The 16,489-nt window shown below is 37.8% G+C and carries 9 protein-coding genes; 4 read left to right on the plus strand and 5 right to left on the minus strand.

Going from position 1 to position 16,489, the window contains the following annotated elements; all coding sequences use genetic code 11:
• Positions 1 to 106: 106 nt before the first annotated feature.
• The gene (locus tag AADJ06_RS18375; RefSeq protein ID WP_341227952.1) at positions 107 to 1,609 is read left to right on the plus strand and encodes a PQQ-binding-like beta-propeller repeat protein; all 1,503 of its coding nucleotides are present in this window, start codon (positions 107 to 109) and stop codon (positions 1,607 to 1,609) included.
• Here AADJ06_RS18375 and AADJ06_RS18380 read toward each other — a convergent pair.
• The gene (locus tag AADJ06_RS18380; RefSeq protein WP_341227953.1) at positions 1,599 to 2,018 is read right to left on the minus strand and encodes a DUF3995 domain-containing protein; all 420 of its coding nucleotides are present in this window, start codon (positions 2,016 to 2,018) and stop codon (positions 1,599 to 1,601) included. The genes AADJ06_RS18375 and AADJ06_RS18380 overlap by 11 nt on opposite strands.
• Before the next feature lie 8 nt (positions 2,019 to 2,026).
• Positions 2,027 to 3,523 (minus strand): PQQ-binding-like beta-propeller repeat protein, encoded by a 1,497-nt coding sequence (locus AADJ06_RS18385; RefSeq protein ID WP_341227954.1) that lies wholly within the window; start codon positions 3,521 to 3,523, stop codon positions 2,027 to 2,029.
• A 107-nt stretch (positions 3,524 to 3,630) separates the two neighbouring features.
• Here AADJ06_RS18385 and AADJ06_RS18390 point away from each other — a divergent pair, with 107 nt between their 5' ends.
• Positions 3,631 to 6,900, plus strand: a complete 3,270-nt coding sequence (locus AADJ06_RS18390) for a VCBS repeat-containing protein (RefSeq protein ID WP_341227955.1) — start codon at positions 3,631 to 3,633, stop codon at positions 6,898 to 6,900.
• A 13-nt stretch (positions 6,901 to 6,913) separates the two neighbouring features.
• Here AADJ06_RS18390 and AADJ06_RS18395 read toward each other — a convergent pair whose 3' ends face one another.
• The 3 genes from AADJ06_RS18395 to AADJ06_RS18405 all read right to left on the minus strand — a co-directional run bounded on the left by AADJ06_RS18395 (position 6,914) and on the right by AADJ06_RS18405 (position 12,922).
• On the minus strand, positions 6,914 to 8,056 hold the full coding sequence (locus AADJ06_RS18395) for a hypothetical protein (protein WP_341227956.1): 1,143 nt from the start codon (positions 8,054 to 8,056) through the stop codon (positions 6,914 to 6,916).
• Positions 8,057 to 8,194: 138 nt separating this feature from the next.
• Positions 8,195 to 9,739, minus strand: coding sequence for a SusD/RagB family nutrient-binding outer membrane lipoprotein (locus tag AADJ06_RS18400; RefSeq protein ID WP_341227957.1), 1,545 nt, complete (start codon positions 9,737 to 9,739; stop codon positions 8,195 to 8,197).
• Between the two features lie 21 nt (positions 9,740 to 9,760).
• Positions 9,761 to 12,922: a SusC/RagA family TonB-linked outer membrane protein gene (locus tag AADJ06_RS18405; RefSeq protein WP_341227958.1), complete on the minus strand. Its 3,162-nt coding sequence runs from the start codon at positions 12,920 to 12,922 to the stop codon at positions 9,761 to 9,763.
• 636 nt (positions 12,923 to 13,558) lie between these two features.
• Between AADJ06_RS18405 and AADJ06_RS18410 the strand changes: the two genes are divergently transcribed.
• Positions 13,559 to 15,010 (plus strand): TolC family protein, encoded by a 1,452-nt coding sequence (locus tag AADJ06_RS18410; RefSeq protein ID WP_341227959.1) that lies wholly within the window; start codon positions 13,559 to 13,561, stop codon positions 15,008 to 15,010.
• 17 nt (positions 15,011 to 15,027) lie between these two features.
• Positions 15,028 to 16,413, plus strand: coding sequence for an efflux RND transporter periplasmic adaptor subunit (locus AADJ06_RS18415; RefSeq protein ID WP_341227960.1), 1,386 nt, complete (start codon positions 15,028 to 15,030; stop codon positions 16,411 to 16,413).
• The last annotated feature ends 76 nt before the right edge of the window (positions 16,414 to 16,489 follow it).

The following is a 16,489-nucleotide window of genomic DNA, read 5'->3' on the forward strand; positions in this document are numbered from 1 at the left end:
TTCACAGAAACATAAAATTAGTTTTTTGAAAGCTTTTAAGCTAAAGCAGGTGCAATAATTTAAAAAGTAATAAAGTAACTTGTGGCGTGTTTTAAAAACCAAAACAATGCTAAGAATCAAGATGACAAAATACGTTTCGATTGCACTAATCACCCTCACTGTACTTTCATGCTCCTCAAAGAAAACAGAGCTAACCTGGACAAAAAACTTATCTCAAATTGGTTCACAGTCTTCTCCAAAAGCTGCTGATCTAAATAATGATGGCGTTTTTGATATTATAATGGGGGCCGGAAAAAACGAATATCAAGAATCTAGTCAAGGCGTTATAGCCTTTGACGGAAAAACGGGAGAGCTTATTTGGCAGCATGCTACTATTGACCAAATTTATGGCTCCGCCACTTTACTTGATGTAAATGAAGATGGAGTAAAAGATGTTTTTATAGGAGGTAGGTCAAACCAGTTTTACGCCATAAACGGAAAAACTGGAGAGGGCATTTGGCGATGGGAATACAAATATGAAAATCACCCGAAATTAAAAAATGCCAAATATAACTTCCATAATACAGTCATTATTCCGGACCAAAACAATGATAACACCAAAGACCTTTTAGTAGTTACTGGCGGAAACTCCAAAGCCGCTCCAAATACTACAGAGAATAGGTATGCTGGAATTCTCATGATTTTAAATAGTAAAGACGGAAGCGTTATAGCTGCTGATACTATGCCTGATGGCGGTGAGTCATATATGCCTCCACTTTATTTCAAACAACCTGATGGAAGTGAACACATTGTTTTTGGTACTGGTGGAGAAACCATAAACGGTAATTTATACCTCACCACACTAGAAGATTTAAAAAGTAATGACATTAGCCGAGCTAAAATCATCAGCTCTGACACTAGCGGACATGGCTATATTGCCCCTTCTGTGGCTGTTGATTTAAATGGCGATAGTTTTTATGATATTGTTTCCATTTCTCATGGAAGTAAAATCGCGGCCGTTGACGGCAAAAGTTTAAATTCACTTTGGACACAAAGCATTCCCGAAACTGAGTCTAGCAATGGTTTTGCCGTAGGTAATTTTAATGGGGATAAAACTCCCGACCTTTTCACATTTGTGAGCAAAGGCATTTGGCCTCAAAGCACGGGCTCTTTACAAATCATGCTTGACGGAAAAACTGGTAACGTGGCTTATACCAATACTTTGGGATGTACCGGTTTTTCTTCTCCCGTAATCTATGACCTTAATGATGATGGGGCTGACGAAGCCATTATAAGTATTAATGAATATGACTGTGACCTAGGTTTTACCTCTCCTGAGGAGATTGAAGTTAAGACCAAACTATTAGCCCTAGATTTTAGGAATAACAAAGTTCAGCAGATTGAAGAACTTGCCCTTTTCAAAAATATATTTAGCACGCCGTGGATAGGTGACTTAGACAGTGACGGCTATCTTGATATTATTCATTGTCAATACTTTAGCCCAAGTGCTAACCTTCTGGCCTTTCTTGGCATGCAAGTAAAAAGAATTAGTACTTCTATTAAAATGGATGCTCCTGTGAAATGGGGTGCATACATGGGACCCGAAGGTAATGGTGTATTTACCAAGTAAGATAAAGGCCAATAAGGCCTAGTGTTAGGCACAGTGGGATATAAAGTTTGGTATCCATCTTGTGAAATTTGGTGTTCCTTTTTTTCTTGAAAAAACCTACATAATTAAAGTCGCCCATGGCTCTCAAGAGGAAAATAATAGAGATAACCCAACCTCCATATTTAGCAACCCAAACAGGTAGTTTTACAGAAATTAAACCTCCAGAAACAGCAAAGTATAAGGCAAAAACGGTCAAACCTAAACCCACGATTAGACTATCCTTTGCCCCTGGGTTTAATACCGACTCACCCTTTTCTGTGGTGGGTACAGCTCCTTCCATTCCAAACTTTCCACCCGCAGCCCAATTAAAATGAATGATGCCTAATATTAACAAAATTGAGCACTCCAGAATAGTTAAAACCGTTGTCATATTTATTTCTATTTGTACACGCCATTATAATCACTACCCATATATGCACCCCATTTTATGGGTTTTGAAATGGGTGCGGTAGTTTTAAGACAATTCACTCTTAAACCATCAAAGGTATAGGTCTGGTACTTATTTATACCATGGCAGTAAACAATATCTAACAAGCCATCACCGTCTAAATCGCCGAGCCAAGGTGTAGAGGCCTCATTATGACCCGGCAAACCGTCTACCATTGGCAATACGTTTTCCTGAATAAACTCTATGGCATACAGTGTGGAATAAAAGCTCATTCTGTTTAAACTGTCTAATACCTGATAGCCTACACTCAAAACCACTTCGTCAATACCATCTCCAGTTAAATCAACAACCACTGGACTGGAGGTTTGATAGTAACCGAGAGAATCTAAGTATTCTATCTCACCATTTAATCCATTCACCATAGCTTGCCTGGTCCATGATAAATCAGGCCAGACACCCTGAGCATAAGAAACAAAAAAATCTGGAATTTCATCTTCATTAAACATACCTATTGCCATGGAGGAATAGGCCTCAGTATTTGGCAAACGCATTTGCCAAAGGTCTTTATTGGTTTTTCCATCGAATGCCAATAACCTGCCATCTACAGAACTACTAACAATGTCTCTTATTCCATCTTCATTAATATCTACCCAAGCCGGAGGCGATATGAAACCTTTTTCAAAGCCATTAGCCAACTTTTGTGAAGCACTAAGGTCTCCTTTTAAAACCATGTCCAGTGTTCCAACAAACAAGTTTCCTGGGGTGGTTTCACCACCAGTTCCAAAAATAACTCTAGAAGCTAGCGGGTTCTCTAAATCCATATCGACTGCAGCAGACATATAAATTTCATGCTCATCTGGCATAGTGGCATCTGCCAGTAATACACCTGTTTTTGACGAAATAATGCAGAGCCTACCAGCTGCCCTATTGGGGTCATGTGGCTCCACCATGATATCACCACCATTTGCAATTAAAATATCTTGAATTCCGTCTTGGTCAACATCATGAATAAACTGAGGGTTATAAAAATTGAACCAACGTTTGGCCCCATTTTCCGAATATTTTAGTGTATCAAAAGACCAAAAAACGTCTCCTGTCTTCCCATTGATAGCTTTTAATTCTGAAGAACGCCCTCCTAAAAAGACATCATCTACGCCATCAAGGTTAATATCTAATAAAGCTGCAGATACAAAAATCTGATCTATAGCAGGCACCTTCCAAAGTATATCGCCATTAGTACCGTCCAGAGCAATCATGGCGGAGTCACAGGCCTCAAACTCCAACCGCCCTGCTCCTAAAATTATGTCTTTGACACCGTCACCATTTAAATCTGAAACCCTTGGCGAAGAAAATGTACCCACGGTAGGTAAAACTGTGGTCCATGAATCTTGAGAGAAAGAGAATAACGAAACCAATAGTAAGCATAGCGTAACTAAAGCCGTAGAAAAACTATTACAATATTTGGCACCTATGATTTTAAAAGACAATTAATTAACAAAAAGTTTTGACCTTAAAATTAACGAATTGACCGTCCAAAACTTCTTATTTTAAAGTAAATTTGAAAGACTACTTTTTATCAAAACCTTTTGTTTACATGAGAATCATTCTCCCGATTTTATTTTTAGTTTTTCAATTCATTTCTTGCCAAAAATCGAATGAGAAAAAAAAGCTCTTTGAACTAAAAACAGCAGAAGAGACGGGTATTGACTTCATTAATCAAGTCAAAGAAACCAAAGAATTTAACATTCATACCTACCGAAATTTTTATAACGGCGGAGGTGTAGCCGTAGGTGATATCAATAATGACGGGCTTCCAGATATCTATTTCACCAGTAATCAACATCAAAATAAGCTGTACCTTAATAAAGGAAATTTTCAATTCGAAGATATAACAGCAACAGCTGGAGTAGGCGGAAATAAGGAATGGAGCACTGGCGTAGTGATGGCCGATATTAATGACGATGGTTTTCTGGATATTTATGTGTGTAACTCAGGAGGACTTGAAGGTCAAAATAAAGAAAATGAAGTCTTCCTAAATAATGGTGATTTAACATTTACTGAAAAAGGAAAAGAACTCAATCTAGACAACACCGGATATACCACACATGCCGCCTTTTTTGACTACGACCAAGATGGAGATTTAGACTGCTACATTCTAAACAATAGCTTTAAAGACCCATCACGAATTGAATTATATAAAAGCATGAGAGACCAGCCAGATGTTGCTGGCGGAGATAGGCTCATGAGAAATGACAATGGTATATTCACAGACGCCTCTGCAGAAGCAGGTATTTACAGCAGCGAAATCGGCTTTGGACTTGGTGTGGCCATTGGTGATTTAAACCAAGATAACCTACCTGATATTTATATTTCTAACGATTTTTGGGAAAGAGATTACCTTTATCTAAACAATGGCGATGGTACATTTAAGGAAGATTTAACCAACAGGATAAACTATACATCGGTCTCTAGTATGGGAGCAGACATAGCCGATATTAACGGCGATGGTTTCCCTGAAATTTTCACCACAGATATGCTAGCTGGTGATAATTACCGTATAAAATCTATGGTAAACTTTGACCCATTTCATTTAGAAGATTTAAAATACAGAGCCAATTATCACTATCAAATGATTCAGAACTGTCTTCAGTTAAATGATGGCGATGCCAATTTTCAGGAAGTGGCCTTACTCTCCGGTGTGGCGGCTACAGATTGGAGTTGGGGTGCTCTTCTTTTTGACTTCCAAAACGACGGTACCAAAGATATCTTTGTTGCTAATGGCATCAATAAAGATATTATGTCAGGTGACTTCAGGGATTTTATGAGCAGCACTGATATTCAAAAAGAGCTTGCCACTTCCCCAGAGACTTTTGACTTTGTAGCTCTCAGCGAGCAAATACCTTCAAATCCTTTAAAGAATGTGGCTTACCTTAATGAAGGTAATCTGAAATTTAGTAATGCTACGGATAGCCTTGGACTAGGAACGCCATCATTTAGTAATGGTTCTGTTTATGCCGACTTAGATAACGATGGTGACTTAGATTTGGTGATAAACAATGTCAACATGCCTAGCTTTATTTATCAAAACAATGCAGAAACGCTATATCAAAATAACTACCTCAAAGTTAATTTTAAAGGGCCCAAGGGAAACTCGAAAGGTCTTGGAGCTAAAGTAAGCGTCAAAACCTCTAGCTCTACACAAGTCATGGAAAACTACATGAATAGAGGGTTTGAAAGTAGCATTGAACCTTCATTGATTTTTGGCTTAGGAAAAGAAACTATTACCGAACTGACAGTTATTTGGCCAGATGGCAAAACAGAAAAAATGTCTAATGTCGGCATTAATCAAGCCTTAACACTCGACTATAATAAGGCAAACGAACTAACTGCTCCTGAAAATACTGCAATTGCAAAGCCATGGTTTAAAGATGTTACAAATGAAACCATTTATGGCAATGCGACACATGTTGAGAATCGCTACAATGATTTTGACCAAGAAATTTTACTCACCAACATGCTTTCTACCGAAGGTCCTAGGCTGGTGGTGGGTGACGTCAATGGAGACAGATTAGACGATTTTATACTTCTAGGAGCCAAAGATGACCCTGACAAACTCTTTCTTCAAAGCAAAAATGGAAGCTTTAAACTTGGAAACAACAAAGCATTCAACAATGACAAGGCTTTTGAAAGTACCTGTGGAAGCTTTCTTGACTTCGATATGGACGGTGACCTAGACCTTCTTGTTGGAGCGGGTGGAAATCAGGTAAATGTAGAAAAAGTCAATTTTATTGTTAGACTTTACACAAATGACGGAAGAGGAAACTTCACTGTAAGTCCAGAAAAAATCCCACCAGCAGTTGGTAACTTTTCAACCTTAGAAGTAAGCGACTATGACAAAGACGGTGACCCAGATTTTTTCTTGGGTGCCAGAACCGTCCCAGGAAACTATGGTTTACCCCCTAGGTGCTTCCTTTTTAGAAATGATGGAGGCGTTTGGACTGATGTGGCTACAGAAGCATTAGCAAATATTGGCATGGTAACGGATGCTATTTGGGAAGACACAGACCAAGATGGTGACATGGATTTATTAGTGGTAGGAGAATGGATGGGCATTCATATTTTCAGAAATAATGGAGGTATATTATCCATTCCTGAAATAATACCAAACAGCACTGGTTGGTGGACTAGGGTAGAGTCTCAAGACTTAGATGGCGATGGAGACATGGACTTTATTCTTGGTAATTGGGGGCAAAACAGCAAATTTCAAGCATCGGCCTCAAACCCACTATCCATGTATGTTAGTGACTTTGACGGGAACGGTAAATCCGAAACCATTATTAACTGGAAAGCTCCTTTAGATTCTGAAAGCTTTCCCTTTGCTAGTAAAATGGATTTGACAATGCAAATGCCTAGCCTTAAAAAGAAGAACTTAAAGTATGACCAGTTTGGCAGAATGAAATATCAAGAACTCTTTGATGCAGAAAAAGTGGATAAAGCCAAGGCCTTTAAAGCTGAAAATCTAAGCACTGGAATTCTATGGAATGAAGGAGGTAAATTCACTTTTAAAGCTTTGCCAATTGAAGCTCAGGTATCTCCCATTTTTGGAATAATCGCGAGGGATTTTAATAAAGATGGAAAAATGGATATTTGGCTTGGTGGCAACTTTTACGGGCTGAAACCACAAGTAGGCAGACATGACGCCAGCAGAGGAGTTTTACTAAAAGGCATAGGAAACCAAAGGTTTAAAGCTATTTCTAATAAAGAAAGTGGTATCAGTATTACTGGGCAGGTTAGAGATGCTTTAAGCTTCGGCAATAGGATTTTTATGGCTCGGAATAATGCTAAGATGCTGGTTTTTGAATAGTATTAACTACTACTTAGTTCAATTTGTAAAACATAAACAAACCAAGAAAATTCAATGAAGATTTACCACCATTATCCGACTTAAAGTTATACCGCTGAATACGATCAAATCTCAATTCCAATTCAATTTTATCACCAATATCAAGACCCGATGAAGCAAAACACCTCATCGAGGTTTTTCTTAATTTAAAATCACCACTTTGGGTATCTCCCTCCTCCATTTTTATCTGCTCGCCATTAGAGCTTATTGTTTTACCTCCAAAAGAACTATTAGGCCCGAAATTCAAAGAAGTATATAGGTTAATATTATCCGAAACCTTAAAGCCCTTTCGGTATCCTATAAAACCAAATAAATTATATGCAGAAAAAGACTGAAGTCTTGTGAAAATTGTAGCTGCATCTTGCCTTTTTAATTTTATCGCATTAAAATTCAGACCTGCTTTAATAAAGTCTTCACCAGTTTTTGCTGATAAGGGTGCATTTAAATCCACTTCTAAAGAAGGAGAAACATTAGCATCAAACTCTGCCAAACTACTATAAGATGACACTTTATGAACAAAATTATAATTGGCTCCTAAACCCACACGAAACTTCACGGATCGACCTAAACTATCGTTAAGGTTATTATACTTCGCTATATATTTCTTTAGAGAATATGCATCATACTTTAGACCATTAATTGGAATAATTCTATCAATGGTCAATTGATAAATCTGATTTCTAAAATATTCGTTCTCAACCAGTTGCCCATTTGATTGATAATATGAATGATTAATTAACTGCGTGGCCAATCCTTTTACCTTACCAACAAAAAATACATCATCTTTCTCATTAATTTTATATGAGTATAGAGCCAGCGGATTATCTTCCAAAACCTCCATAAAAACAAGAGTCTCTTCTGACACATCCCACTTGGACATTTGCGATCCTGTTGAGGTATAGTTTAGCTTAGTTCTAATAGTTCGATACTCTTTCGAACCTTTTATCCCAAATCCAAGACAGTTATTTGGATTTAAAACCATTTGTTTTCTATCTCCAGTTTGTTTTATGGTTAAACTCTCTGAGATTTCACGGAAATCATTTTTACTAAATAAACAGGAAACAGAGTCTCCTTTAATGTTTACATAATAACCTGATAATTGATTTCCCTGAGCCATTGTAAAAGTTGGCACAAATAGCAAAAGAAAATACAAATGCAAGGACTTCATATAAAAGCTGCTTAACTGATGGAAAATCAAAAAAAAGAGGTACCCAAATATAGGCACCTCTCTCCAATATTAAATTAACTTATAAAATTAATTACCACCATCCCACCACACACGAGTAGTGTAGTCATTTGGTAGTGTTCCTCCAGCCTGGAACTGATCAGGATTAATTGCTAATTCACTATTAGGAATTTTCAACTTACGTGGGATAGTTCCCCCAGTAACGTTTCCTGGGTAGCTCACAGGTGTTAATTGAGGGTAACCAGTTCTTCTCCAGTCAGCCCAAGCGTCCCACCAGTTAAAAAACTTAGAAACCCACATTTGCTCACCAATAGACTCTAAACCGTTATAAGGAATACTAGCAGCGTACGCTGAGGCTTCAGCATCACTAACAGCAAGTGAAGGATCATAGAGAGCATATTGCTGAACAGCAGCCTGAACACCTTTTCTAAAATGCCCTTCGGCATCTGTAGCTCCACCAATTCCTCTTTGAGCGGCTTCTGCCAATAAAAACTCTGCCTCTGAATAATTCATAAAAACATAGCTTTCATCATCATCCAAAAGTTTAGGGTTGATTATAGAAAATTCTTCTAAAACATTAGCCCCCGTTTTGCCTAAAAATGTTTCAAGCGTGCCGCCATCCAAGCCATTAGGAAGACCTTTCTGATTTGCAGGATCCATGTCTACTCCGCCAACACCACCACTAAGAATCATTAATCTAGGGTCATTGTTAGCCTTTAAAAAATCCACCAAAGTTGCACTTAAAGGTGAAGGTTGCCCACCATCACCTTGGGCAAAAGCACGAGATATACCATTCTGGTTAGTCCACTCAGAGGGTCCTAAGTCCATCCCTATCATGGCGATATCATCATTAGATGTCATTAAACCACCAGAAATAGCTTGAGCGGCATATGTCGCTGTTGCTGCAGGATCTACATTAGAAATCCTCATAGCCATTCTTAATAGTAAGGTATTACCAAACTTCTTCCATTTAGCTACATCTCCTCCAAAATACAAATCTGAATCAGAAAATCCTTCATCAGGATTAGAAGTACTCATAGCCTTAGTAGCTTCAGAAACCTCTTTTAATAAATCAGTATAAACCTCTTGTTGGGTTGAATATTTAGGATAAAATATTCCATCTGAAATACCTTTCATTGCTTCGGTATAAGGAATATTACCATAATAATCTGTCAAACGCATGAAACTATAAGCTCTTACAATTCGAGCCGCTTCACGCATATTTTTCCTTCTACCTTCTTCATATCCTCCTTCGCCAGTTTGTCTAATGACTTCAGTTAAGTTTTGAAGAACATCTGTATAGGTAAACTCCCATGGAGCTGTGTTAGCTTCAGCATTATCTGAATACTTGTCACCCGAGGAATTACCCCCCACATTTACGCTTGCAATTTGCTGGATAGCATGTCCGAACACACCAATATTGGTACGCCAGTCTATATAACGGTTATCTCCTCTAGACCCTCCAGATGCATTACCTAGCAACGCTGAGGTAAAGAAAAAGTTAGTGTTCAATTCTTGTACAGCCTGAGGGTTTACATTTAAATCTTTTAGCTCTTGAGTGTCACATGCATTAAGTGTCACCGCGGCAGCTATCATTAATATTATTTTTTTCATATTTTTTCTAATATTTTATCATTAAAACGATACACCAAGATTTACGCCGTAACTTCTGGTAGTAGGAACTCCAAAAAACTCTAATCCTTGGGCACCTGCACTAAATGCATAACCTGATTCCGGATCAATATTCGGTGTATTCTTATAAAGAATAGCTAAGTTTCTAGCCACAAAAGAAAGATTTATATTGTTAAATGGCGTCTTAGAAATTACCGACTTTGGTAAATTATAGCCAAGCGTAACCTGACGTAATTTAACAAAACTAGCATCGTATAAATATTCTCTTGAATCTCTTCCACCAAGTGCACCCCAATATGCCTGAGCCTGCTGAGGAGTCAACGTCATAGTAAGTGGAGAACCTTCAGCATTTACACCTGAAACCGTTAAAGGCTCTTCGCCCTCTCGTCCCTGCAATGAACGCTCAGAAAATCCCGAACCATCAATTAATTGATTAGTTCCAGAGTGAATATCACCACCTATTTTAGTGTCTATTAAGAAACTTAAGCTAAAATCCTTATATGATACATTATTATTCCAACCTCCCGTAAAAGCCGCTACAGACTGTCCAATAATTTCATACGAATCTCCTACTACAGGTCTTCCTTCTTCGTCATAAACGATTTGACCATTTATCATTTGAGGAACTAATCCAGTAATAACACCGAATGGCTGCCCTACGATATGTTTAATAAACGTAGTACGAGTTCTAGATTCTTCAAAGGTCACTTCCGTAGCTCCACCAGATAATGAAATAACCTCATTATTGTTTTTAGCAAAGTTTAATGAAGTTGCCCATTCGAAACTATTTTTTCTAAATGGCACAGCATTTATTAAAACCTCTATACCCTTATTCTGTAACTCACCAATATTTACTGAGGTAGAACTAAATCCAGATGCCTGTGAGATATTGGCATTAAGTATATCATTTGTTGTTTTTTGGTCATAATAACCAACATCCAATCCAAGTCTACCACCTAAGAATCTCAAGTCAACACCAAATTCTAGCTCTGTTGATAAAGCAGGTTCAAGGTTAGGATTAGCAATGGTTGCTTGGTTTGCAAATTTACCCATTGATTGACCAAGGTGTTGGTTAGCATTCAAATCATAAGGCTGCGTAAGAGCATACGGTCCTAAATTACCTGTAAGACCCACTTGAGCCCATGAAGCACGTACTTTACCAAAACTTAACCAATCAGGCATAGCATCTGGCAACATATCACTAAATACTAAACTTGCTCCTACAGAAGGATAAAGTATACTTTTGCCATTCAAAATAGAGAACCAGTCTTGTCTAGCTGTCGCTGTTAAATAGAAATAGTTGTCATAGCCTAACTCCGCAGAACCATACAATGAATTTATCCCAGATTCCGAGAACCCATAACCATAATTACGATTATTAGCTGTAGCTAAGACATCAACAAACGGCACAGAGAACCCATTACCATTCGCAGCTATATTCTCATAAGATCCTCTCTGCTGGTTGCCACCTACAAAAGCATTGACCGATATCTTACCAAAAACATCATCATAGCCTAACATAAAATCAATATTATTTTCTTGATTCTGTTGGAATGATTCAGAAATACCTCCACCAGTTTGATATCCTGTTCCTTGTGGCGTAACACTTTCTCTTTTAGTATAGTAGTTATCAGCACTTATTCGTCCTTGTAAATACAAGAAATCTGTTATGTCGTACCTTGCAGATGCAGAAGCCGTTATACGATCTCTATTAGTATTATTAGTATACTGATACGCAGAGAAATATGCATTAGAACCCCAAAAGTTAGAATATGTAGGTAAAAACTCTAAACCAGGATAACGATCTCCAGCGGCATAAAGATCTGGATCCCAGTCATCAGGAATTCGCCCTAGATTATTAGGATCTCCTTTAAAGTCCTCTACATTCACGTTAGCTGGAAGAAACCATACTGCCTGGTTCGAATTCCCTGGGGAATCAGATACTCTAGCACGGTTTTTTGTTCTCTCTTTAGAATATAAGATCTTACCAGTAACAGTAAAATTCTTTCCAAATTTAGAATTTGTTGAGAAAGAAACGTTGGTCCTGTCAAAACCTGAATTTGGTGTAATAGCATTTGACCTTAAATCTGCTAATGCTAAACGAAAGTTCTGACTACCATTACCACCAGATAAGGCAATAGAATTAGTAAGTGATTTACCCGTCTCAAAGAATTTATCAAAATTATTACCGGCATAACTATAAGGTCTTTGAATTCCATCTACGCCCATTACCTGACGCCCATCCATTTTCGGCCCCCATCCTTGACGACCCCAATCAGAAGCCTGCTGCACAGAAGTAGGTGCAGTAGCTACACCATTAACGTAGGCTCCAGAGCCATAGGTAGTTTGTAACTCAGATAAATCATATAACTCATCTGCTACAAAATTGACGTTATAACTGACACCAACACCTTTTCTCTTTGTCCCTTTCTTAGTGGTAACATTAATAACACCATATCCACCTCTTGAGCCGTACAAAGCTGCGGCATTTGCACCCTTTAACACAGTAATTGACTCTATATCATCTGGGTTCAAACTGGTCAAACCATCACCACCATCTGAACCACCCCATAAACCTACAGAGCCTCCTTGGCTATTATCCATTGGTACTCCGTCAATCACATATAAAGGCTGATTTTGACCTCCAAGGGATTTATTACCACGAATAATTACTCTAGAAGAAGCCCCAGCTCCACCAGAAGGAGTAGTCACATTAACACCGGCAATACGTCCAGAAAGCGATGAACCTAGATTATTCACACGAGCCTTAGTAAATTCTTCCCCACCTACTTCCGTAACGGAGTACTGAAGGGCCCTTTTATCTCTAGTAACACCTAAAGCGGTCACTACTACCTCTCCTAATGTACTAGCGTCGGCAGAAAGTGTCACATTGATAACATTAGCATTACCCACCGTAATGTCCTGTGACTCAAAACCAACATAACTATAGGTTATTGTTTGACCTTTGGTTACTGCTATGCTGTACTCGCCAGCATCATTTGTAATAGTACCATTGGTGGTACCTTTTACCGTAACATTTACCCCATAAAGCGGGGCTCCATCATCCTCTACTACCGTACCCGTAACATTCATTGACTGAGCCATTGAATAACACGAAATAAGGGAGAAGATAAAAACTTTCCATATAGGTAGTTTTTTTCTCATAAAAATTAAGGTTTAAATTAATTGAATAAAATTATTTAAAGAAAAGAGTTTAAAATATCTCAAAATCCACGAGGGTTAGACATGAATTCAATCACTATGCAAAGTTAAAACTTTTATAAGCATAGTACTATTAGTACAGGTTCCTCTTTTGACACTATTTTATCCATTTCTACGCCCCATCTTTAACTTCTAATTTCTCTATGCTAGTATCAAAGAATAGACTGAGGTTACCTAAAAGCAAATTTTTACCTTTTTTTGGAAGTGAGAAAGATGAGTATCACAGTAAAAAACTAATACTATCTAGATAACTAGAAAACAAGAAACTAGCTAATTTTCACTAGTTATCTGGAACACTATCAACTAGCTATATCAGTTATTTATATCCTTAAAAATGAGAGCCAATTTCATAAACATTGAACCAGAAAAACATAAAAATACATGACCCATTAAGATCTCTTTAATTAGTTTAAAGACTGAAGTATGATTCAGGGGCAATCAAAAGTAAACTCAACTAATGCGTTATAAGCCAACATAGAGAATAACCTATTTCATTTAGTCAATCTGCCGTTTATACTAATTAGATACTCAGGAATATGTATTCTTTAGTAACATTGCTACCGAAAACAAGAGATGCAGATGAACTATAGACTTCTATTTTTACTATTTTTAGGTTCTTTGACCGCTTCGGCTCAAACAAAACTTTCAGGTGCTGGGGAAACCAAAACCTATACCCTCTACGAATGCATTGATTATGCTTTAGAGCACAACATCACCTTGCGTCAAAGTGAACTTGCGATTGAAAGTAGCTCCATAAGACTTAAACAATCTCAAGCGGCAGTTCTTCCAAGCGTGAATGGTCAAATAAACGCGAACACTAACTTTGGTAGAAATATTGACCCTTTCTCGAATGATGTAGTAACCAGTACCATTGGTACTAACTCTTTGGGAGCCGGTGCTAACATGATTTTATACAATGGCTACCGTCTAAAAAACACAATTTTAAGAAGCGAATTAGACCTAGAGGCTGCCAGACTAGATGTAGAAACCCAAAAGAATAACATCTCTTTACAAATTGCGGTAGCTTACCTTAACATCCTATCTTCCGAAGATATGATAGAGGTGGCTAATCAGAATGTAAATGTCACTAAACTACAGCTAGACAGAACTGAAAAGCTAGTTAGAGCCGGGGCACTTCCTGAAACAAATATTTTTAACCTGAATGCTCAGCTAGCAAACGACGAACTACAACTAGTAAATGCTCAAAATGGATATCAATCCAATCTATTGACATTAAAGCAGAACATGAATCTGCAAGATTATGATGCTATTGCCATTCAGCGAGTAGAGGTACCAAACCCTTCCATGAGAATTTACCCAGAAACCCCTCAAGAGGTTTACCAAGCAGCTCTTAACTACCTCCCAGAGGTAAAATCATCTATTATGAGAGAAAAAATGGCGGAGGTGAATATACAAATTGCCAAAGCGGTAGGCTTACCGAGTATTAGTGCTAATCTTGGCTGGGGTTCGTCCTACTCTACTATTGCAAAAAACATAATACCTGGAGCTACCGTTTATAACCCAATTGCGGTTTCTGCTGAATTTGAAGGGCAAACAATTCCGTTTGTGGTGAATTTCCCTGAGCAAAGTGTTACTAGAGAAAGTATTCCATACTTTAATCAAATTGGTAATAACCAAAATGTCAACATTGGCGTATCGATGCAAATCCCAATATTTAATGGTTACAATAAGAAATATCAAATGCAGGCTGCTCAAATTCAAAAAAAACAGTCTGAGTTAACCACAGAAAACACTAAAGTAGGTATTCGTCAAAGTATTGACCAAGCATACATCAATATGTTAAACGCATCAAAAACTTACAGTGCCAACAGTGTTCAGGTTGACGCACTTCAAAGGGCTTTTGAAGCAGCCGATGCTAGTTATAATGCAGGTGCTTCTAATTATGTAGATTACAATTTGGCCAAAACCAACCTCGATAGAGCACTGGCAAACCAAATACAAGCAAAGTACGACTACCTTTTTAAAATTAAAATCTTAGACTTTTATCAAAACAAACCGCTAGAATTCTGATATAAAAACTAATAGTAATGAATAAGAAATCGAATAAAATATGGTGGATAGTAGGCGGCATTGCTGTGGTATTCATAGCTGCTTTGCTACTAGCCAAACAACAAGGTTGGATAGGTCAAAAGAAGGCAACGGAGGTAGAGTTTACCACAGTAACCAAATCAGATTTAGTGGAAACCGTTTCTGCTTCAGGAAAAATACAACCTGAATTAGAGGTTAGCATTACACCCGATGTTCCAGGAGAAATCATTGGCCTTTATATTGAAGAAGGCGACTCTGTCAAAAAAGGTCAACTATTGCTAAGGATTCAACCTGAAAACTATATCTCTGTAGTAGAGCGTTTTAAAGCAGGCGTAAACCAAGCCAAAGCTTCCTCTGAACAGTCTAAGTCGCAAATAGCAAGAGCCGAATCACAGCTACTTCGTGCCGAATTAGACTTTAAAAGACAAAAGCAACTCTTTAACGACAAAGTAGTTTCTCAATCAGAATATGAAATTTCTGAAACCAACTATGGTGTAGCAAAACAGGACTTAGCAGCCGCGAAAGCTAATTATGAAGCCGCCAAATATGGCATAAGAAGTGCAGAAGCAAATTTGAAAGATGCTTCCGAAAACCTTCGTAAAACCAATATATATGCCCCAATGAACGGCATCGTCTCTATGCTAAATGTGGAGCTTGGGGAAAGAGTGGTGGGAACCTCTCAAATGGCAGGTACCGAAATGCTAAGAATAGCCAACCTTAACAACATGGAAGTTAGGGTCAATGTGAACGAAAACGATATAGTAAGAGTGGCGGATGGCGATAAAGCAATTATTGACGTAGACGCTTATAGTGCAGACGACAAAGAGTTCATGGGAGTTATTACTCAAATAGCCAATTCGGCCAATGGTTCTGGAGGTTCATTATCTGCAAATGCAAACTCTACAGAAGCTGTTACCGAGTTTGAGGTAAGAATCAAGATTTTATCAGATTCTTATAAAGAACTTTTGGCTAGAAATAGATATCCGTTTAAACCTGGTATGACTGCTACTGTAGATATAATTACCGAAACTAAAACTGACGTAATAACAGTGCCAATATCAGCGGTAACTACTCGTACAGGAGAAGAAAAGAGCACAAAGTCCGAAGATAATAATGATATGGGACCTAGCTTAGGAGCTATTAAAGAAGAAACTATTTCTAAAGAAAAACCAAAAGAAATTGTCTTCATTAATGAAGCCGGAATAGCCAAAATAAGAGAAGTAAAAACAGGTATTACAGACACCGAAGCAGGAACCATTGAAGTAATAGAAGGATTAAAAGAGGGTGATGTAATCATTTCAGGCCCTTTTGTAGAAGTATCAAAAAGACTTAAAGACGGTGATAGCGTAACAGAAAAGAAAGAAGAAGAAAAAAAGAATAAATAACACTTTTTGAAATACATTGAAAAAGAGATGGCCCCTGGTCTTCTCTTTTTTGCTTGTATAGAGATATATTTGTTTT

The sequence above is a fragment of the uncultured Arcticibacterium sp. genome (assembly GCF_964021845.1).
In the GTDB taxonomy this organism is placed as follows: Bacteria; Bacteroidota; Bacteroidia; order Cytophagales; family Spirosomataceae; genus Arcticibacterium.